Annotated in this window: 13 protein-coding genes; 7 read left to right on the top strand and 6 right to left on the bottom strand. The window is 43.5% G+C overall.

Annotated elements, in window-relative coordinates:
* Nucleotides 1–4: 4 nt before the first annotated feature.
* The 3 genes from JGK16_RS06240 to JGK16_RS06230 all read right to left on the bottom strand — a co-directional run bounded on the left by JGK16_RS06240 (nucleotide 5) and on the right by JGK16_RS06230 (nucleotide 7,047).
* A complete protein-coding gene (locus tag JGK16_RS06240) occupies nucleotides 5–3,634 on the bottom strand; it encodes a helicase-related protein (RefSeq protein WP_293189919.1) in 3,630 nt (1,209 codons plus the stop codon).
* A complete protein-coding gene (locus tag JGK16_RS06235; protein WP_293189917.1) occupies nucleotides 3,631–6,651 on the bottom strand; it encodes a hypothetical protein in 3,021 nt (1,006 codons plus the stop codon). The genes JGK16_RS06240 and JGK16_RS06235 overlap by 4 nt, the downstream gene beginning before the upstream one ends.
* A gap of 126 nt (nucleotides 6,652–6,777) precedes the next feature.
* On the bottom strand, nucleotides 6,778–7,047 hold the full coding sequence (locus JGK16_RS06230) for a YciI family protein (RefSeq protein ID WP_293183463.1): 270 nt from the start codon (nucleotides 7,045–7,047) through the stop codon (nucleotides 6,778–6,780).
* 164 nt (nucleotides 7,048–7,211) lie between these two features.
* Between JGK16_RS06230 and JGK16_RS06225 the strand changes: the two genes are divergently transcribed.
* A complete protein-coding gene (locus tag JGK16_RS06225) occupies nucleotides 7,212–7,784 on the top strand; it encodes a Uma2 family endonuclease (protein ID WP_293183461.1) in 573 nt (190 codons plus the stop codon).
* 136 nt (nucleotides 7,785–7,920) lie between these two features.
* Here JGK16_RS06225 and pheT read toward each other — a convergent pair whose 3' ends face one another.
* A complete protein-coding gene (pheT, locus tag JGK16_RS06220; protein WP_293183459.1) occupies nucleotides 7,921–10,386 on the bottom strand; it encodes a phenylalanine--tRNA ligase subunit beta in 2,466 nt (821 codons plus the stop codon).
* A gap of 113 nt (nucleotides 10,387–10,499) precedes the next feature.
* Complete coding sequence (locus JGK16_RS06215; protein WP_293183457.1) at nucleotides 10,500–10,643, bottom strand: hypothetical protein; 144 nt, start codon at nucleotides 10,641–10,643, stop codon at nucleotides 10,500–10,502.
* Between the two features lie 279 nt (nucleotides 10,644–10,922).
* On the opposite strand from JGK16_RS06215, the gene JGK16_RS06210 reads away from it, so the two are divergent.
* The 5 genes from JGK16_RS06210 to JGK16_RS06190 all read left to right on the top strand — a co-directional run bounded on the left by JGK16_RS06210 (nucleotide 10,923) and on the right by JGK16_RS06190 (nucleotide 19,125).
* The gene (locus tag JGK16_RS06210; RefSeq protein ID WP_293149884.1) at nucleotides 10,923–12,554 is read left to right on the top strand and encodes a serine/threonine-protein kinase; all 1,632 of its coding nucleotides are present in this window, start codon (nucleotides 10,923–10,925) and stop codon (nucleotides 12,552–12,554) included.
* 289 nt (nucleotides 12,555–12,843) lie between these two features.
* Nucleotides 12,844–15,939, top strand: a complete 3,096-nt coding sequence (locus tag JGK16_RS06205; protein WP_293189915.1) for an MASE1 domain-containing protein — start codon at nucleotides 12,844–12,846, stop codon at nucleotides 15,937–15,939.
* Nucleotides 15,940–16,292: 353 nt separating this feature from the next.
* Nucleotides 16,293–18,077, top strand: coding sequence for a PAS domain-containing sensor histidine kinase (locus JGK16_RS06200; RefSeq protein WP_293189913.1), 1,785 nt, complete (start codon nucleotides 16,293–16,295; stop codon nucleotides 18,075–18,077).
* 260 nt (nucleotides 18,078–18,337) lie between these two features.
* Nucleotides 18,338–18,823, top strand: a complete 486-nt coding sequence (locus tag JGK16_RS06195) for a hypothetical protein (RefSeq protein ID WP_293189911.1) — start codon at nucleotides 18,338–18,340, stop codon at nucleotides 18,821–18,823.
* A 5-nt stretch (nucleotides 18,824–18,828) separates the two neighbouring features.
* Entirely contained in the window at nucleotides 18,829–19,125 is a 297-nt protein-coding gene (locus JGK16_RS06190; protein ID WP_293189909.1) for a hypothetical protein, read from the top strand.
* Here the strand turns inward: JGK16_RS06190 and JGK16_RS06185 are convergent.
* Complete coding sequence (locus JGK16_RS06185) at nucleotides 19,118–19,606, bottom strand: WbuC family cupin fold metalloprotein (protein WP_293189907.1); 489 nt, start codon at nucleotides 19,604–19,606, stop codon at nucleotides 19,118–19,120. The two genes, JGK16_RS06190 and JGK16_RS06185, sit on opposite strands and share 8 nt — an antisense overlap.
* Nucleotides 19,607–19,682: 76 nt before the next feature.
* On the opposite strand from JGK16_RS06185, the gene JGK16_RS06180 reads away from it, so the two are divergent.
* Nucleotides 19,683–20,909 carry a tetratricopeptide repeat protein gene (locus JGK16_RS06180; protein WP_293189905.1) on the top strand — a complete coding sequence of 409 codons (1,227 nt, stop codon included), beginning with the start codon at nucleotides 19,683–19,685 and terminating at the stop codon, nucleotides 20,907–20,909.
* The last annotated feature ends 43 nt before the right edge of the window (nucleotides 20,910–20,952 follow it).

Genomic DNA, 20,952 nt, shown 5'->3' with positions numbered 1-20,952 from the left:
GATGTCAGATTTCCTTAGACAAAACCAAATTGAGTACATTCAACTCATTGGAACTCAAAAGATACTTATCCGTAAATATCTTTTCCCTAATCTGTTCTAAACTGTAGCTTCTAAATACAACAAATGGGAAATCTTGATATTTATCTCCTATAGGCAAAACATTACCAACAGGATACAGCGCCTTAATATATTGAGTCAAGATATTTCTAAAATCTTGATATTTCTGTTCTTGGGGGTTACTAGCAAAATATTCCCTGAATACTTCCCCAGCAATAAACGCAAATAATGGTAAGGCATAATACCGATCCTTGCGCTGACTGCTTTGCTCAAATCTCTGTGTCTTATCAACAGAGTTTGTTAGTTCTTTTACTAACTCCATCGCATCTTTAATCGCAAATTGTAAATCCTCTGAATAAGCACTAGCATAACTAATTATCTGCATATTATGCCAAAGTTCACTATTAGCATTTTTGGCTATTGTTGCCAGAGGCATAATGTAGGTTTCTTCCAAAGTTTGCGATGCGATCGGTACAACTAACAAACCGCCACTCATATATCCCATTTCCAAGTTATTCAGATTCAATAACTTCTCGAAACTTTCACTTACTAACTGGGAAAATCCATTGTTGAAAAAATCACGCTGCGAAAGATATGAAGTCTGAGATTTACTATTAGACTCAACATTCTCTCTCAGTGTAAAATCAGCTTGACCGAGTAAATCTTCTAGACTATCATAGACTTGTGGTAAACGCCGATCGCTCCTATTCTTCCTGTGCTCGCTCTTCAACTTATCGATTAAGTTTTTCATTTGGGATGAGAATGTTTCACCAGCAGCAAACACAGACTTACCGCCGATGGGTATGATGATAAACTTATCTGAACCAATTTGCCCGCAACCATAAATTCGCGTCATTATAGATGCTTTCAAAATCAACAGAATATTTAAAAGACTCAGTTTACTTTCCTGTATCGATATCTCTTTATTATCTTCAAAATACACTACCCGATCGCCCAAATAGAAAATCAATTCTTTGTCCTGATTATCAATCTCATCCTTTCCGCGCCCCCGATAAATTACCTGAATCAATTCCATCAGATTTTTCTCTATTTCAAACCTCGGAATCTCAACCAAAATGTGTTTTGCCTTGGGAAAAGATAGCCCGCGACTACCTGAAGCAGTCATAAATACTACTTTCGCATCTTTTTTCCATTTTTGAACTAACTCTTTTTCCTCCTCACCAATATTAGCGTGTATTTCGATATAATCTGTCCCTTTTTCAAACTTACCCCGATGTTCTCTAATCTTGTCTATCAAATTACCCAGTTTTTGTTTATCTTGAATATAAACTATCACTTGTTCAACATCAGAGCGTTGTAACAGGGCTTCTATATCTTGTAAAATTTCGCCTTGTACTGTCTTGGTTAAATCAGTTTCTCTATCTAGCAAAGTATCTTCACTAAACTTGCAAGATTCAATGAAAACTTTGTATGTTATGCTTAAGCTTTTAGCAGGATAGGAGTTAGTGTTAATCACAGTTGCGTCAGTATCTTTAAACTTAAAATTCTCCACTGACAGAGGCGAACCTGGATTTTTAGCTTTCCGAAAATAGATTTTATCCGGTTCAGCAGAGGTATCGCTTAGGTGTTGGCTAATTACAGCTTTGTCAACGATAGAAGCATCTGCAACGATCACCTTTGTATTAAACCCGTGAGCATTATTTTTCAATTCATAGGTGTTGAGGATATTGTTGATGCCATTTAAGAATTCTACACCTCCCTCGTCTCCCGTAATCTCATCGATCATGATAAACAAATGCTTGATGCGACTGGAGATGTCTTTCATGCGATCGGGAAGCACTTCACCTAGCTTTGTGTTGTAAGCATTCCTAAAAATTTTTTCAAAATGTTTTAATGTATCGCCCGCATCAGTTTTCTTTAAAGATTGGATGGAAACAGTCGCGACAATATTGTTGAAATCTTTAGTATCAATCAGGGTAGAAATGGCTTCACAAATGCTGTTAAGTACGCCCTTAGTATTCCGTCCACCATCTTCAATTACATTTTCTGTTTGTCTCTTGAGTCGGTCCGATCGCCTATTTTGACGCTTAGTTTCTCTGCTATCTTGAAAATTAACAACTTGTAATCCAAATTTTCCATGCCGTTGATTCGAGAGATACTGGACAGTATATTTATGACCGCTATCTTTAATTAAATCGCTATAGGTATTAATTGCTAATATTTTATCATTCCATAAATCCTCAGTACCAGGTTTTTTGAACTTGTCGATAATATCCAGATTTACCTGCTTCCTGGGACTGACATAAAAGAATAGAAATCCATCGTTTACATGATCTGTGAGAAATTTGGCGATCGCAGTCGTCTTCCCAATACCAGGATTTCCAGTCAAAAAGATATAAGTAGCAGCAGATTCCAGGGCTTTTTCAATTAGCTTAGCGTGAGCATTCCGCAAACTCAAACCTCCGCTCAATCCCAACTGCTGCATCAATTCATCCGGCACAATTCCTGCTGAATTGACAAACCCCTCAAGTCGCTCTGGGTGGCGCACAACATTGATTTTATCCGCAGACATTGCTAATATATCGTCAACAAGCTTTTTTCCTTGATCGAAGCTGTAGCAAGCACTCCGCTTGATTTTATTTAAAACTAATTTGCGGGCATCGACGATTTCTTGAGGACTCGAATCATACTTATAAATCGAGTAACAAGTTTTCAAAACATCTAAATTTTCGGGGCGGACAGACATAGTGCTAATTCCGCGATCGCTATATCCCACCGCATTAAATATTAGTCGCGAATCCTCAGCAAGTATCCCTATTTCTCGGAGAAATTGATAAAAACTATAAGCATAACCGCCAGCTTGAATTGATTTAGCACTCTCCTTATCATCATACTTAAAAGCAGTAAAATAGCTCTTCAAACCTTCCGAAAATTCAACATCACAACTTTCAGTATCTATGCGAAGTTTAGAAAACACACTTTTTGAGCGCAAATAGTTAATATCTCGTCTCAACAAACGCCGAATAATCTCCAAATAGTCCAGATTCGTCACATCCTCAGATGTCCTAATCGAAAACACCGACAAATCTACACACAAAATTCTAAATTGCCTACCATATCGTAGGAATATTAGAGTATCAGCTCTCAGAAACTCGCCTTTCCCTTTGTAACTTCCAATATATTGAGAAATATTATCAATCTGGTCAAATTGAGATATAACTTCTCCACACCACTGTTCATAACCTTTAGCGTAAGTACCAATACTGCTCTCATCGCAAAAACAGGATTGGTAATACAAAATTTCCAAATGTCGTAGTTTATTTGTCTCATTCCAACCTGTAGATTGTAGGTACTCTCGAAAAAAGTTTAAACCTGATAGAAAGCCTTTTTGTAGGAAAAATGTACTCCACTTTTCAGCCATCTTTCTTTCCAGGGGACTGGTTATTTTATCGGTGATTTTTCTCAGCATCTTCGGGAATTTTAACTCCTGCAATTCCTGAAGGTACAAGTTTCCAAAGTTATGCTTAATTTGCTTCTCTTTAATACAAGCAAGAATCCCAATATTAAACCCAACTTCAAACAAACGCCCCAAATCTTCTGCTATTTTAGATTTCATGACTGCGTGCCTCCTGTTGGTGTATTTAAAACTTCTTTAACTTTAGTCAAAAATGCCAAGGCATTAAACTCTGCAACTCCTCCCATATGCTTGTAGAGAGATAGTTTACCTACAGACTGATCTCCTATCAGGTTTTCGTAGGGGTCTAATTTAAAACTAATTTGAGCGTTTTTACCACTTGCTTTTTCGTAGCGAGAAAAGTGGAACAAGGTCAAATACTGCAAAATGTCATTTTTTAATTGAGTATTAGAAATCAATCCTTGATGGATATGTTCATCATCCAGTATATCTTGATAAATATTTAACAAGGTGGCATAGGAAATTACACCCCTATAATTACGTTCTGCTTCTGAGCCGACTACCAAACCATTAAACAAATTAAAAAATACCACAGAGCGTTTGCTGGGGTCTTTGACTAAAGCGGTTAACTCCAATGTATCCTGAATGTATAAAGAATTTACTCCCAATCTTTCTGACAGTTTAACTGCATAGTATTTGTCAAAAAACATCGGGTAAATTTTGATATCATTGTAGTTTTCTTTAAAATATTTAATCACATCTTTCGACATGAAAAATAAAGCATCTTCTTTTTGTGTCATGTGCAAGGTACTAGAATAGGGAGCTTTGGCTATGTAGAGAAAGTGTCTGAATCCCAATTTGTAAACTTTCCCTATTTCATCTCGCACCACAGTGGGTTCTTTAAACATCTGTTCGTGTTCGTAGGTTTCCGAGAAGGTTTTGAGCAATTGTAGCCTGACAGAACCATCTTTTTGACGAATTGCACCGACAATTTCTCCTTGCAAATTCGATAGCTTTTGGTTGCTATTCCACCTAGCATCACTCTCGCGACTGGAAACTATAACTATAGCCAGTTTGTCGAGTTCTTTTGGAGAATCTGACTGCTTGGCAAAGGTAAACTTTTTAGGCAATACAGAATATAGAGAACTCATTACATTGGGAGCTTTGTATTCTATATTTCTGATATCAATACCCTGAGAATTAGAACGATGTTCTTCATTTAGTAAATGCGATAACCTTTTAGATAAAGAACGCATGAACTCTTCTACGGGCGAATCTGACTGTTGATTGCTCAGTTGCAGTCGCAGTATGGGAATGAATAATCTACTCTGTTTTTCCAATAACAGTTTGAGGCAAGTATAGGCAAGTATATCGAAGGTAAATCGATACACAAAACTTTTTTTATTATCCCATTTGTTGCTAGCAAGACTGTAGGTAAATTCGACTAGCTTACGCTGTTGATAAAACCGATTATATATAGTTGTACACTGTTGCTCAGTTGGTCTCAGCAACACTGGCAGAGCTTTTACACCTGTGACATCATACTCCATACTAAAGCTTTGTAGGTCGTCACTAGCAAAATAATGAACATCACTAATTGCGATTTTAGCTGTGAGAGTACATAGGGAATTTTCACTAGCCTTTGCTTGACCAATAGCTATATATTTTAATACTTCTTTGGGCTTGGTTCGTAGCTCAGGCTTGAAAAATGTAGAGGTTGTAGAAATATTGTTGATACTATTATCTAAAATGTTTTTTCTGACCGAAATGTGAAGCGGAAATTCTTTCGGTGAATGCTTGTGTTTCAGAATTTTTTGTAGGAGATTCTTGAGAGTGTCTATTTTAGAGGCAACATTATATTGTTCAAAACCTTTTTTGATCCCTCGCAAAAGTTTTTGCTTTGATACTTCATCAGAACCTTTGAAGATTTTTAATACTTTTTCCTCAAATACTGGAATTGGATCGTATTCTAAGTCTGAGTTAATTGTATAACCCTCTGATGACGGGTCTTTTGCGGCAAAAACGAAGTAGTACAAAAATACTAACTTCAATAGCTTTCTGGCGAAAATCTCTTTTCTAGCAGGGTCGGCAAGTTCGGCTTTATGTTCCTCACTTTCAGGGTCAAGCAGATTGAGGTAATACTCAAAGACTGTTTTGCCGCCATAGGCTTGAACTGGGTTATTAAACTTAAGCTTGAGTCCAAAAATAAACTGGATATCTCCTTTGTTTTCGTCTTTGGTTTCTCCTAAATATCCTTCTATTTTGGGAATAATTGGCAACATATCAAAGGCTTCAGCACGAGCAAAAGCATCTGCATAGTTCAAGTCAGTGCCGGCATAGTTCACTAAGTAATCGCCATCGGCATTTTTGACTATATATTCATCAATCTGTTTGAGACGCTGAATTAGGACTTTTAAATAAATTAAACCCTCGGCATTGAATGGGTTATTGCTGGTGCTAATGTTGTCTTGCAGAAATTCTAGATAACATATCTGTGCTTGCTTTTTGAGTTTGCCGATAGTTTCGATATCTACAAATTCTTTGAGTCTGTAGAAATCTGATTTGGCATCTTCTTCTAAATCTTGAAGAATAAAATCTAATTCGTCGCGATCGCTCTCACTAGCGCTAGCAAACTGAGATTTGATATAATTTCCTAAGCCTTGTTTTAGCTCGGTGTTAAATGTACTGGTATTTCCAACGGTGATAGTTAGTTTGTGAAATTTTAGCAGTTCTTTGCTGCTAGGATTTTTTGTGATACTCAATCGCTGCTTTTGCAACCCGGAATATTTGCCAAAGGGATAGCTAAAGTCTAAATTGGCATAATTATTTTTAAACTTTTCCAAATCTGTAATTAAGTTGGCAACAAATTGTTCGATCGCAAGCTGTGGGTTTTGTTGATTAATTGCAGATTCCAGTCGAGTTTTTAAACTATTTTTGATTTTGGTAATTTGATTGGGAAAGCGTTCTTTGAAGCCGGGAGTAAAGTTGACTGTGGCGGTACGAGCACCGCGTTCGGAAGCACCTAAAGGATTTTCTACTCCCAAACCTGCGACTGCTTCGGCGATGCTGTCAATGTCGATGATTAACCGATCGCAATTACCATGTATCTTAAATGGATTCTGAGTCTCCGGCTTCTCTAAAATTGCTAAAATCTTGTCCAATAAGTCACCACAGTCAACGGCAACTAAATCCCCGCCTGTTGTTCTTAGGGTATTCACTCTGCAACCTCCTCGCACCGCTTGACAACTTATGCAATTCAGCTATGTTAGCCCACATTGATTCATTAGTCAAGCAAGTTGATTTCTGTATTTACTAGCCAAACAATTCTTAATTTCTCTGTCGCTTCAAAAAGCTTGAATCCACTCTTTCACTTGGTACTCAGTCCAAACCTTATTTACCCAATAGGGATCGGCTTCAACTAATTTTCGCACAGCCGCCTCATCTTCTGCTTCGTAAATTGCAAAAACTTTGCTTAAATCTTTGGTTGGCCCGATCGCAATTAACACTCCCGATTCTTTCTGTTTGGCAAGTCCGGCTAAATGAGCGTCTCGAAATGGAGCACGTTTTTCGAGGACATCTTCGCAGTAACTTCCCCACATTACATATTTGGTCACGGTTTTGAGCCTTGGATGAATTTATTTGAAATTTATTGTACAATAAGTGTAGCAGGATTTGATAATTTTTTTTAGGATAAGATTGATTGACTACAGAGGGTGCTGAGGGCGCTGAGGAAGAGAGGGGAGAAAGAGAGACGTTTGTTAAATAGGAGGAGATAACTATGACTTTACTAGACCTTCGGCTGCTAACGGTTCAAGAATATGACCGGATGACGGAAATTGGTATTTTTGATGAGGATGAACGGGTAGAATTACTAGCAGGACAGATAGTAAAGATGGCCGCAAAGGGAACAGCACACGGTGCGGCGGTAAAACGAACAGAGAAGCTACTGGAAAACCGTTTGGGAGAGAGGGTTTTGGTGCGACTGCAAGACCCTGTTCGGCTCGATAATTACTCGGAACCTGAACCGGATATTTCTGTAGTTATACCAGATCCACTTTACTATGAAGACCACCATCCAACGCCATCGGAAATTTATCTGATTGTGGAAGTTGCGGATACTACGCTGAGAACGGATTGCGGGATTAAAGCGAAAATTTATGCTGAGTCGGGGATTGCTGATTATTGGGTTTTGGATGTGAATAATCGGCAACTTCATGTTTTTCGAGAACCGAGTCAGGATGGTTATCAAAGTATAGCAGTTCTTGGGGATGATGCGAGTATTTCTCCTTTGCAATTTCCTGATGTTTCGTTTATGGTTCGGGATATGTTGCGTCCTTTAGTTACAAATTGAATTTCCCGGCGGTTGGAAACCGCGTCTACACAAACAAAACCCACCTCCGTGGGTTGAAGGAAGTTAGCCGTAGGGTGTGTCGCCATCAAAAATCCCTCACTAAATATCGAAAATCTCATGGCGACGCACCCTACAATTAGCTTCTCAAACTAACGCCGAATTTCTCGACTAAAACATCGCGGACTTTTTGTTGGGCTGGTTCGACATCGCTTTCGCTGAGTGTTCGATCGCCCGATCGATAAACCAACCGAAATGCTAAACTACGTTGTCCCGCCGGTACGTTTTCGCCGCGATACTCGTCGAAGAGTTCCACGGAATCCAGCAAACTACCCGCCGCCTGCTTCATCGCGCCCTGCATCTCAACTACCGGAACTTCCACCGGCGCGAAAAATGCGATGTCTCTGTCAGAAGCCGGGAAACTCGAATAACCTGCGAATTTGCGAGTCGAGTTGTGCGTTAGCGAAGCCCTCGTAGAGGATCGACCTAACTCACCCAACAACACGCCTAAATCTAATTGAAACACATAAACCTGTTCCGGCAAACCCTTTTCCTGCTGTAATTGCGGGTGTAGCTGTCCGAAAACTCCCAACCGTTTCCCGTTTAACGATAGCGCGGCTGTGCGGCCAGGATGCAGGCGTGGATTAGAGGAATCGCTTGCATATTCCACAGCCAAACTCAACTGCTGAAACACACTTTCTAGGACACCTTTCGCTTCAAACCAAGTCAAAGGTCGATCGCGCCCACCTTGCTGCCATTTCCACACAGTCGGGTCGCCGCCAATAATCCCCGCTACGGCGTCTGCTTCTTTCTTCGCATCCCCTTCTTTCCAAAAAATGCGTCCGACCTCAAAACCGTTGAGCGCGCCGTTTCCTTGCTCCAAATTGTACTGGAAAGCATCGATCGAACCCGACAGCATTTCCGTCCGCAAAGCCGAATACTCAACAAACAGCGGATTCGCTAGCACAACTTGATTGTCTCCCTCGGTTTTCACTAAGGAATAGTGCATCAACTCTGTTAAGCCTGCCGCCCGAAAAGCCGATCGCACATTCCGTATTTGCGCGTATTCTGGAGATAGATAACCAGGTTCTGTTTCGCTAGGCAAAGTATCGCAGAAATTGTCGTAACCGTGGAGTCTCGCGACTTCTTCGATTAAATCAATTTCCCTTTCTAAATCCCGGTAGCGGTAAGGCGGAACAGTTATCGCAAATACTCGTGCTTTTTCCGTCGCAGCCACTTCGCAGCCCAGGGCTGTGAGGATATTTTTTACTTCCTCCGGTTCCAGATAGGGAGAACCGCCGGTTGCTCCTCTTTTTAACTGTCCTAACACCAAGTTTATGCGATCTAGACGCAATTCGATCGATCGCGAAAAACTCATATCTTCCCCCGAACTCGCCGTTTTCTGCACCGTCGCAGTCCCGCCAGCCAACTGCAAAATTAGGGCAATAGCGCGATCGCACGCCGTCGTCAAAGCTGCCTGATTCACACCCCGTTCGTAGCGGATCGAAGCCTCACTCCGCAGGCCTTGGGCGCGGGCAGAACGCCGAATCGTTGCTTGGTCGAAAATGGCAGCTTCTAAGACTAAATTTTGCGTACCTTCGTGCACTTCCGTGTCTTCGCCACCCATTACCCCAGCTAAGGCTACGGGTTTGTCACTAGCAGTAATTAACAGGTTTTGAGGTTGCAAATTGCGGTTTTGTCCGTCCAAGGTTTTGAAGGATTCGCCTGGTTTGGCAAAGCGCACGCCGATGCTGATGTCAGAAGTACCGGTGAAAGATTGCAGTCGATCGCGATCGAAAGCGTGCAGCGGTTGTCCCCATTCCAGTAAAATGTAATTAGTGACATCAACCACATTACTAATCGATCGCACTCCCGCCGCCTGCAACCGCTGTTGTAACCAAGCCGGAGACGGTGCAATTTTTACCCCTGAAATTTCGGTACCAATATAAATCGGGCAGCCTTGCAGTTCCGATATTTCTACTGCCAAATTCGGACTTTTTTCGCCATGAATCGCCACATCATTAGTTGTCGGAATTCTCAAACTTGCGCCAGTTAGTGCCGCCACTTCCCGGGCTACACCCACCATGCTTAAAGCATCTGCACGGTTCGCAGTTGCTGTCAAGTCTAGAATCACATCATCTAAACCTAAAAGCGGACGAATATCGCTGCCTAATTCGGGATTTTCTAGATCAAAGATATGAATTCCTGCTGATTCCTTCAACAATCCCAATTCGGCGAGAGAGCAAATCATTCCTTCCGAAGGAACACCCCGCAATTTAGCAGGTTTAATTTTCAGATCTATCGTCGATAAAAAAGTACCGACAACGGCTACAGGTACATAAATATCCGCCCTCGCATTGGGTGCCCCGCACACAATATTTAAGGGTTCAGGTTTGCCGACATCAACTTGACAAACTCTCAATTTGTCAGCGTTGGGATGTTGTTCGCAGGCGACTATTTTGCCCAATACTACGCCGTCGGCCCATGCACGCCTGTCTTCGATTTCTTCGACTTCAAATCCTGCCATTGTCAGGGTTTCGGCTAATTCTTCCGGGGAACTCGTCACATCGACCAATTCCCGCAGCCAGTTTAGAGAAATACGCATAATTTTGTCAGTAGTTTGTTGTCAGTGCTCGGTAGTTATTCGTCATTAGTCTACGCCGGGGGGCTTCGACTGTGCAGTCCGAGAATTTATTCGGGAAAACTTTTCATACCATACTAACTAAAATTTGTCAAGATGATTGTGGTAGATATCAGCAAAAACGAGCGATCGCCCTTTCGATCGATGTCTGCTGTGGGATGAGTAACATTCTCAATCAGAGAATGAGGTATGCTAGAAACATCTAACAGCGCAAAAAGCACTTAAGTTTAGAAAGACTTTACATAAAAAAGGACAACTTTAGCAAGTCTTTAAACTATCTTCAAGGATAATCTACCGCAAAAACTCACAGCAACGAGATAATTAAAATAGGGAAAAGATATCGGCCTAAAAGACTTAGGTGCAATTCCAATTCGCACGCCGCAGCACGGCCCGCCGGCAACTGATAGAGCTGTATTTCTAGCAGATGCGGTTTAAGGGAATTTGTGCCCTCGAGCGATCGCCAGAGCAAAATCAGAAAAATATAGGCAAACTCAATCAACATGAGCTACTGCGTAAATCCGGGCTGTCCACATCCTCAAAACCCTCCTGACTCTATTCTCCAGTGTCAGACCTGTGGTGCGCGGTTATTGCTGCGCGCTCGCTACCAAGTCATTGAACCGTTAGGACAAGGAGGTTTTGGAGCTACATTTCTGGCAAAAGACATCTCTTTGCCAGGTCAACCGAGTTGCGTAGTCAAGCAACTCCGACCCAGTAGTTCGTCGCCGCGAGTTTTAGAAATGGCGCGGGAATTATTCAAGCGAGAAGCGAAAACCCTCGGCCAACTCGGCGATCACCCGCAAGTGCCGAGGCTGTTAGATTATTTTGAAACCGAACAGCAATTTTACTTAGTTCAAGAGTATGTTAAAGGCTCGACTTTGAAACAAGAAGTCAAACAATCAGGGCGTTTCAATGAATCAGATGTTAAAAATTTTCTATTAGAAATTCTCTCGGTAGTGCAATACGTCCACAGCCAAGGAGTAATTCACAGAGACATTAAACCCGCAAATATTATTCGCCGCGCTCAAGACAATCACTTGGTTCTGATTGATTTCGGAGCGGTTAAAGACCAAGTTAGCCAAACAATATTATTAGACCCCGCCGACCAAAGCGCCAACACGAAATTTTCAGTTGGTACGTTTAGTTTTGCTCCCCCCGAACAAATGGCGCTGCGGCCGATATTTGCCAGCGACATCTACGCCTTGGGCATGACTTGTTTGTATTTGCTGACAGCAAAGTCTCCCAAAGATTTAGATTTTGATGCGGTAACTGGCGAAATTGTTTGGCAGCCCCACGTTCAGGTGAGCCCAAATTTTGCGCGGATTCTTGAGAAAATGCTCAAGCCCATGGTCGGCCATCGCTTTCAATCGACAGGAGATGTCGTCAAAGCTCTGAATGGCGAATTTGAAGACGCAGATCTTTGCAACGGCTTGACAACTCAATTCAACGCAGGTGGCCGCACGGTTGAAGAACCAACGATATTTAATAGTGATGCTACTTCGTTGCCTTCGCCCCAGATGAAAAACGATCGAGATTTGCGATCGAAGCAAAGCATCCGCACTAGAACTTCCTTCAGTCAATCGGGAAATACAGGGATGCAGCCGAGAGTTTCCCGGACTTTGGCTGAGTCTGGCAGAACTTTCGGAACTGCGGCCTTGTCCAATGGCAATTTAGCAGGACAAAAGGTAACGAAAGCGGTTGTAAAGTGGGAAAGTAACAGCTTGCGAGCGGCATATTTTAAAGGTAAACGCGATTTTGCTGACTGCGAACTGTCGGGTTTGCAATTGCCAAAAGCGCAGTTGGCGGGGGGAAATTTTTATCAGGCTAGGTTGGTGAAGGCAAATTTGCAAGCAGCGGATTTGTCGGGGGCGAATTTGGGCCACGCGAGGTTGGTGAAGGCAAATTTGCGATCGGCAAATTTGACTGAAGCTTATTGCAGCACTGCTAATTTTGAAGGTGCGGATTTTCGAGGTGCTGATTTGACGGGCGCTTATTTGAGCAAGGCGAATTTGCGGGGTGCGAATTTGTGCGGCGCGAATCTAACTGACGCTACAGTTACTGAGGAACAACTCGCAAGTGCAAAGACAAATTGGTTGACTACTAAGCCCGATGGTAAGCGGGGTTTTGGATTTTAATAGAAGGAAGAAGGAAGTTCGGCAACGGATTCTGTAGCGGATGTAACGGATGTAACGGATGAAAGTCCGATCGAAGTTGTAAGAAGGAAAGAAGTAAGGAAGAAGGAAAAAGGAATATTTTCCTAATCTCTCTCAATCTCCTCCAATCTTCCCCAATCTCCCCCTCTCCCCCAACTGTCAACTGTCAACTGTCAACTGTCAACTGTCAACTGTTGAACCCTTCCCCCAGTCAGGTGATTCGTCTGGAGGAAGCTCGATCGCCCAAATTCGCCTAAATTAAAAAATAGCAATGGAGGATTCGATCGCACAAAAAATGAAACTGCTCAACCGCCGGACTCGTCCCCTTCTGCACGCCAGCATCCTGGCCCTGGCCTACTTTGTCACCGGAAAACTCGCAGCGTCCATACTGGGACTGGTAAAAGCCGAAGCCTCCCCCGTGTGGCCACCCGCAGGCATTGCTCTGGCGGCAGTGCTGCTACAAGGGCGACGGATGTGGCCGGGAATTGCCCTCGGTTCGGTACTGTTAAACTCTACCTTCGCCGCGGGTATACCCTCCCCCGTGATTGTGACATCCGCTTTTAGCGTCACCCTGCAAGCACTGGCTGGGGAGGCTGTGCTCGCGCGGATCGGATTTTGTACTAAGCTCGATCGACTGCGAGATGTTCTGGGTTTGGTGGCGGGCGCTGTCATCGGGTCTACTTTGCTCGGTTCTGCACTCGGCAACTTGGGTACGTGCTTTTTTGGTTGGGCTCAGTGGAGCAATTTCTCTCGCAACTGGTGGACTACGTGGCTCGGAGACGGCATGGGAATTTTAATTGTCACGCCAGTGTTGCTGACTTTACACCACGCTATTAAAAGTTTTAAATCTCCCATAAATCCTCCGATTATTACTGACTTTTTATCATTGTTTAACTGGCTAAAGTGCCAATTGCCAGTTGCTAATTATGAATCATCAATTGCTAATTATCAATCGCTAACTGCTCATTATTTAACTATATCAAATAAAGCCAGAAATCGCTATAATATTATATTTTTAATTTCTGATTATTTAGAAGCACTCATTTTATTTGTTCTGCTGTTGAGCGTGAGTTGGCTAGTTTTTTGTTGTAAAACAAAGGGGGCGAGTGCTCTTTATCCGCTGGAATATTTGCCTTTTCCTTTCATAGTTTGGGCTGCCCTGCGGTTTCAACAGCAGGGAGCAATTTTTGCTTATTCGATCGTCTCTTGCATCGCGATTTTGGGAGCTGTGCAGGGAGGCGGCCCGTTTCTGGTCAAAAGCGAAAATTTGCAACAGGCGGTTTTATTTTTACAAGCTTTTACTGCTACGATCGCCATTGTCGCCCTGATGTTGGCTGCTGCTGTCGCTGAACGCCAGCAAGCTCTGGTTGAGGTACACCGAACCGCGGCCATGTTGCGCGACGCTCACGCTAGTTTAGCTAACGCTCAGCGCATCGCTCAATTGGGCAATTGGGATTTAAATTGCGCCGCCGTCGCCACAACTACAAACTGTGCAGAAGCCGCAGCACATCATATATCCAATATCGAATTGCGGTGGTCGGATGAACTTTATCGCCTCTTGGGTTTGGCTCCGGGAACTGTGAAACCAACACCATCCGTTTTTTTGCAGGCGGTACATCCAGATGATAGAGAATTGGTGGCGCGATCGCAATGTCAAGCGATATTTGAGCGCAAATCCTATTGCATTAACTATCGAATTGTACTCGCCGACGGCTCTGAGCGCACTGTCTGCGAACAGTCGGCAATTAATTCTAACGTCATCGCCGCCACAGTCCAAGACGTTACCGATCGCCACCGCACAGAAGCGGCTTTGCGAACATCCTCGGAGCGCGATCGGTTGCTCTCAGAAATGGCCCTGAGAATTCGCCACTCCCTCGATCTCGAAGCAATTCTCAACACTACTGTTGCCGAAGTCCGGCAATTTTTCAAGGCAGACCGGGTGTTCATCGGTATTATGGACGGAGGCGGGGCAAATTTGGCTAGCCCGGCGCGCGGCAAAGTTGTTGCTGAGTCTGTCGCTGTGGAATGTCCTTCTCTTATAGGATGGGTGCTCGCTGACGAAAGTTTTATCGAAAAGCAGAAAGCTTTTTATGCTAACAACCTCGTCCGAGTAGTCTCCGATACTGCTACGGTGCAAGTCAGCAACATCATTGCCAAATTGTACAGCGACTATCAAATTCGGGCGACCTTAACTGTGCCGATCTTCCTCGGGGAAGAATTGTTCGGGATCTTGGCCGTCAACCAGTGTTCTGGGCCCCGCCAGTGGCAAGAATTTGAAATTGATTTGTTAGAAAAACTGGCTACCCAAGTCGCGATCGCCCTCTCTTCAGCCCAACTTTTGCAGCAAGTAAAAGATCTCAATGCCAACTTGGAATCTCAAGTGGAGGAACGCACCCGCCAATTGCAGCAAAAAATGCACGAACTGCAAGAAAGCAACCGCCTCAAAGATTTATTTTTGCACGCAGTTTCTCACAATCTCCGCACTCCAGTTATGGGAATGTTAATCCTGCTGAAAAATTTGCTCAACAAATCGGCCTCTGACTCTCTAGAGCATATTGCGGTTTCTCGATCGATCTTGAAGCGGATCGTTGAAGCTAGCGAACACCAGTTGAGAATGGTTAATGCCTTACTCGACGCTCACGCTAGCGAAGTTCAAGGTATTGTCCTAAATACAGTACCGCTGCATTTGCAGTCTTTAACTTCCGCAATTGTTGCTGAGTTAGAACCAATGCTGGCAAAAAATCAAGCAACTTTGACTTTGGAAATACCCGCAGATTTGCCACAAGTCAATGCCGACAGCAAACACTTGCAGCGAGTTCTGGAAAATCTCCTAACCAATGCTATCAAGCACAATCATCCGGGAGTCAATATAACTTTTAAAGCCGAGGTAATTGAAGTAGAAAAAGCACTGATTTTTGCAGAAAATACACAGGTTTTCACCTCCCGAAATAATTTCGTCGCCCGCTGTATCCCTAACCTGTCATCTGCTGCGGGCGATCGCACGGGGATGTTCGACACCCCAAAAAATCAAGAAACCCGGGCCAAATTTCACCTCGACGGCAGTTGCCAACTGCCCCGCTATCAGGGTCAAATTGGGAATACAGGTGGCAAATTGCCCGATGTCACCGTAAAAATGGTTCGCTGCACTGTAACAGACAATGGAGTCGGAATCAGTGCTAGACAGCGGGAATCTCTGTTTGAACTTTACGTTCAAGACCCCAATAGCCGACAATTAACAGGGCTGGGTTTGGGGCTTTACCTCTCCAAGCAAATTATCAAAGCTCACGGCGGCTTCATCGGCGTCGAAACCACTCCCGGAGGTGGCTCGACTTTCTGGTTTTCGCTACCGACTGTCAGTCGATTTTAGATTTTAGATTTTAGATTTTTAATTTACTTCACAGATGAATGTGGGAGGTTTAACTCTTAGTCTAAAATTTTAATTTCTCCACGACAACAGTCGGGCGCTTGTATCCGTTTGATATGATGTCCGAGCGATTACCATAACAAAAACGGTTCGTAGTGTGGACTTTAGTCCGCAAAAAGAGCGGACTAAAGTCCACACTACGAACCTATTTTATCGCGGTCAATCGACTGGACATCATATGAGGGCTGATTCAACTCAGACAATCGCTATTAACCCAATTATTAAATCTTCAATTATTCAATTATTCAGTCTTCAATTCTTCAATCCAAAATCCAAAATCCAAAATCCAAAATCGTATGTTTTATCCTGGCCATGAAAAATCAGTTCAGGCGTTAACGGTTTACGAGGTGTGGCGCGATCGCTTCCTGCGAGATCGGCTGAGCCCTGCTGTCCGAATTGCCATCTTTTTTGCCTTCACAATAATTGTCTATCTTCTGGGCGAAGCAATCTTCGCTCCCCGGGAATTTAAAATTGTTTATTTGTACACTAGCGCTGCTATACAATTTGGCTTGCTGACTTGTTTGGTGTTGCAAAAAACCTCGATCGGAAAACGCTATCCCGGTTTACTATTTTTGGGTTTTTCGTGGTCGTTAACAGTCGTTGTACAGCTTGGATTAGCCGCTGCAAAAATCGGAGACTTACCACTTTTAACTTGGAGTTTAGCGTTTCTCACTCAAGCGACACTGATGCCCGTCCGCTGGCGCCTTCACCTGATTTCTCAGCTCGGCGTTTTGTTCTGCCACGTTGGCATAAATTTAATTTTAAATCTAAGTTTTGCTAAGTATACTACTTTTCGGCTGAGCGGGTTTTACTTATATTTGTTTTGGTTTTGTTTGATCTGCGATTTGTCGGTTTATTGGTACGAATGCCTGCAACGGAAAGAGTTTAGTACCAGGCGCGAGTTGGAATCTGCTTACCAGCAGTTGGAAGTGGCTGAAGCGAAGTACCGCAGCATTTTTGAGAATGCCGGCGAGGGAATTTTTCAAAGCACTCCCGAGGGGCGCTACATTACGGCTAATCCAGCTTTGGCGCGGATTTACGGCTGCGATTCCCCCGAAGAAGTGACGGCAAAGTTTACTGATATTGAGCGACAGTTGTATGTCGATCCTGTACGCAGAAATCAGTTTTTGCGATCGATCGAGCAAAGCAACACAGTATCGGATTTTGAGTCGCAAATTTATCGCTCAGACGGCAGTATTGTCTGGATATCGGAGAAAGCGCGGGTGGTACGGGATAGCAGCGGCTCCGTGCTTTATTATGAGGGTTTAATTGAGGATATCACGCAGCGCAAACAGGCCCAAGAATCGCAGCGGCTGTTTATTCACGCTCTTTCACACGACTTGCGAAATCCGGTAGCGGGAATGTTAATGGTGCTGAAAAATTGGAAGACAAAAACGGGGGATTCGATCGCAATTCCCCGTTCTGTTTTGGAGCGGATGATTCAAGGTAGCGAGCAGCAATTGCGGTTAATAAATTCGCTGTTGGAAGTTCATGCTGGGGAATTGCGCGGTTTGGTTCTGCACTGCACAGGAGTAGATTTGAGAGCGCTAGTGAAAGCTTCGGCGGCTGATTTGGAGCCTTTAATCAATGATGCTCAAGCTACTTTTACAAATTTAGTGCCAGATGATTTGCCCGCAGTGAATGCTGACTATACTCAGTTGTGGCGCGTTTTCTCTAATTTAATTTCTAATGCTTTGAAACACAATCTTCCCGGACTAAATTTGAAAATTTTTGCTAAAGTAATCCCTAGGGGAAAAAATATCATAAATCAAAGTGAATCGAAACCAGATATCGATAAATTACCAATGCCCCATTCCCAATTCCCAATTCCCCATTCCCCAAGTATGATTTACTGTACCGTTGAAGATGACGGAGTGGGAATATTGCCGGAACAGTGCGAACATCTTTTTGACCTTTACGTTAGGGGCAATCAATCCAGACACTCCGTCGGTTTGGGTTTGGGCTTATACCTGTGCAGGCAAATTATTGGCGCTCACGGCGGGCAAATTGGGGTAATTAGCAGTCACGGTAAAGGGGCAATTTTTTGGTTTACTTTGCCCCTAGCTGAAAATAGCCGATGATTTTTTTGTATTTTTAACTACATTTGAGCGGGGATAATTTTTTTGTATTTTTAAATACATTTCATTGTTGGGTTTGATTGTATTATATCCGTTTAGCTCGGGTGCAGAAAAATCTGTCGATCGCACTATTGATGTTAATTTCAAGCAGTGGTAAGATCGCCGGAACATTTTCCAATTTTTTTTGTTCGATCTTCATATTTTATTTATAAAAATTATTTAATCTAGAAAATCCCTAAAACTAGAGAACAGAACTGCAATTTATGTTTGCCGAGAACTGCTCAGAAAATACAGATCAAAACGATCCAGCGAGGTACGACTCAGCCAAATATAACGAGCGGTCGTTCTCAACTTTAATTCGGGCAATCCGTCTTTCCCAAGGTTACTTTTCTTTCGTTTTAGTCCACTGCAACTCCCTGGCTTTGCGGCAGCAAATAGTCGATCGCCTCCAAGCAACTTGCACCCAGAAACCGCAGCAACTGTTTGTGCCAAAATCGGCGACATCTCTCTACACGACAATCGCCACAGAAGTAGACGGCGCAAAGCCTCCAGCTTTAATGATCCTCGGTTTGGAGTCAGTGGAGTCGATCGATCGATTGCTAAGTTCTACCAATCTAGTATGCAGCGAGTTCAGCAAAAAGTTTTCCTTTCCCATCGTCTTTTGGGTAACAGATGAACTTCTCAGAAAAATCATTCGCACCGCCCCAGATTTATACAATCGGATGACAACAATTAGATTCATTAGTTAGTAGTCATGGGGCATTGGGCATTGGGCATTGGGCATTGGGCATTGGGCATGGGGCATTGGGCATTGGGCATGGGGCATGGGGCATTGGGCATTGGGCATGGGGCATTGGGCATTGGGCATTGGGCATTGGGCATTGGGCATTGGGCATTGGGCATTGGGCAACTGCGACCAAGAATTAGTACGTTCTTAATTGCTGAAACCCTTAATTTTCTTCCTTCTTCCTTCTTCCTTCTTCCTTCTTCCTTCTTCCTTCTTCCTTCTTCCTTCTTCCTTCTTCCTTCTTCCTTCTTCCTTCTTATTTAAATTCCGCTTCCCAAATCCCGACTAATTCCCGCGCCGCCTCAGTACCCTCAGCCGGAAAATCGGGCAAAAAGTCTTTATCCGCCGCCACCTCATAGGGCCCTTCCTTGAACTCCAAAATCACAGTATCCGCAGCCAAAGCTACCAACGTGTGAATAGTGCCCTCTGGAAGTTCCACAGCGCGAGTGGGCCCGGTTGCGCTAACTCGGAACGATCGCAAAATTTGACCGTCTTCGTTCAAAATCAGAATACCCACTTCTCCTTGAATCACGACAAAAAACTCAAAACCGTTAACTTCCGGGGCGCGCAGGTGGCGGTGAGGGCGCACGTAAGTACCCATTTGCAGCACGTTGACAAACCGCTGCACCTTTTCTGACAAATCGTGGAAATTGTAGTTTTGTCGCCCGCGGGGATTGCTGCGAGAGGAAGCTGCAACTTCGTCTAGCAATTCTTGCGTCAAACACTTAATCGGAGAAGGCTGCACAATAGATATCCTGTATTTAATAGTTTTTGAACAAATCGGCTAGGCTGAGATCATCTTTACCAGCATTTCTTGAGATATGAAAATCGCAAATCAGGTGCGTATCACTAAGGCAATGCGTTTGTCAAGTATTTTTAGAACAAGTATTAGCCCGATCGCCCTTTTGATTATTTTACTCTGTACCAGTAAGGTTTCTGCATCCCAAGCGAAGGCTGGGGGACTGTTAATTCAGCAGGAATTGCCCCAGCAGCAACTCAAAGACGAAATTCGCGATCGAGTTCAAGAAGAAGTGGACATTGCTTTTGGGCGCACGGGCCTGCTGCTAAATGGGTTGGTAATTGCCTTAACTTTGTTTCCGACAGCAGCCGGAGTCATTGTTTGGTTTTTGTTGGGCAAATTGTCCAAGCAGACAACAATTGCTCGCCAAGAAATCGAAAGTCTCCACTACGATACCATCTCTCAATTAAAACTATTAATTTCCGATGCTGAAAGTATCTTAGGTGAAATTCAATACCAAAATCACCCAGCAGATGTAGAAACAGATTTGTTATTACCGGATGCCCAAATTCAAGAATTTGCTCCGGTTAACTACGGCAATTATCAACAGTTATTGACGGCAGCCGACTATGCCAAACAGGGAGATGCTTGTTTCTTTGAAAACCGCTATGAAGATGCGATCGCAGCTTACAATCAAGCACTGCAAATTCAGCCGGATTTAGCCGATACTTGGAACAATCGGGGAGTTGTGCTGACTCGAATGCAGCGGTATCCCGAGGCGATCGCATCCTACGAACAAGCTACCACAATTCGCCCGACCTATCCCGACGCTTGGAACAACCGAGGCGTGGTATTGTTGGAGTTGCAGAAGTACCCGGAGGCGATCGGCTGTTACGAACAAGCCATCCAAGCTAAACCCGATTACGCCGACGCTTGGAACAACCGAGGCGTTGCGTTTTCCAAAATGCAGGAATACGAACAAGCAGTAATTTCGTACAATCAAGCCCTACAAGTCAAAAAAGATTATACTGACGCTTGGAACAATCGAGGCGTGGCACTGTCCAAATTGCAAAAGTACGAAGCGGCGATCGAGTCCTACGACAATGCTGCTAAAATTCGACCTGATTTTTACAGAATATGGTACAATAAAGCCCGATGTTATGCGCTCCAAGGTAAAATTGATTTAGCAATTGAAAATTTAAAGCGCGCCCTGAATCTCAATCCGAATTTGTGCAAAGAGTTGGCAAAAACTGAAGCAGATTTAGAAAAACTTCGCGAACATGATGCGTTTAAACAGTTGATCGGTTAATTGGGCATTGGGCATTGGGCATTGGGCATTGGGCATTGGGCAT

It is taken from the genome of Microcoleus sp. PH2017_09_SFU_O_A, assembly GCF_020738625.1.
In the GTDB taxonomy this organism is placed as follows: Bacteria; Cyanobacteriota; Cyanobacteriia; order Cyanobacteriales; family Microcoleaceae; genus Microcoleus.
The sequence above is the reverse complement of the archived record's forward strand: the minus strand, read 5'-3'. Positions and strand labels throughout refer to the sequence as shown.

What these genes read in the sequence shown, in the direction of transcription:
- JGK16_RS06240 (WP_293189919.1), bottom strand. Translation starts at nt 3,634, where the DNA reads ATGAAATCTAAAATAGCAGAAGATTTGGGGCGTTTGTTTGAAGTTGGG.
- JGK16_RS06225 (WP_293183461.1), top strand. Translation starts at nt 7,212, where the DNA reads ATGACTTTACTAGACCTTCGGCTGCTAACGGTTCAAGAATATGACCGG.
- pheT (WP_293183459.1), bottom strand. Translation starts at nt 10,386, where the DNA reads ATGCGTATTTCTCTAAACTGGCTGCGGGAATTGGTCGATGTGACGAGT.
- JGK16_RS06210 (WP_293149884.1), top strand. Translation starts at nt 10,923, where the DNA reads ATGAGCTACTGCGTAAATCCGGGCTGTCCACATCCTCAAAACCCTCCT.
- JGK16_RS06205 (WP_293189915.1), top strand. Translation starts at nt 12,844, where the DNA reads ATGGAGGATTCGATCGCACAAAAAATGAAACTGCTCAACCGCCGGACT.
- JGK16_RS06200 (WP_293189913.1), top strand. Translation starts at nt 16,293, where the DNA reads ATGTTTTATCCTGGCCATGAAAAATCAGTTCAGGCGTTAACGGTTTAC.
- JGK16_RS06195 (WP_293189911.1), top strand. Translation starts at nt 18,338, where the DNA reads ATGTTTGCCGAGAACTGCTCAGAAAATACAGATCAAAACGATCCAGCG.
- JGK16_RS06190 (WP_293189909.1), top strand. Translation starts at nt 18,829, where the DNA reads ATGGGGCATTGGGCATTGGGCATTGGGCATTGGGCATTGGGCATGGGG.
- JGK16_RS06180 (WP_293189905.1), top strand. Translation starts at nt 19,683, where the DNA reads ATGAAAATCGCAAATCAGGTGCGTATCACTAAGGCAATGCGTTTGTCA.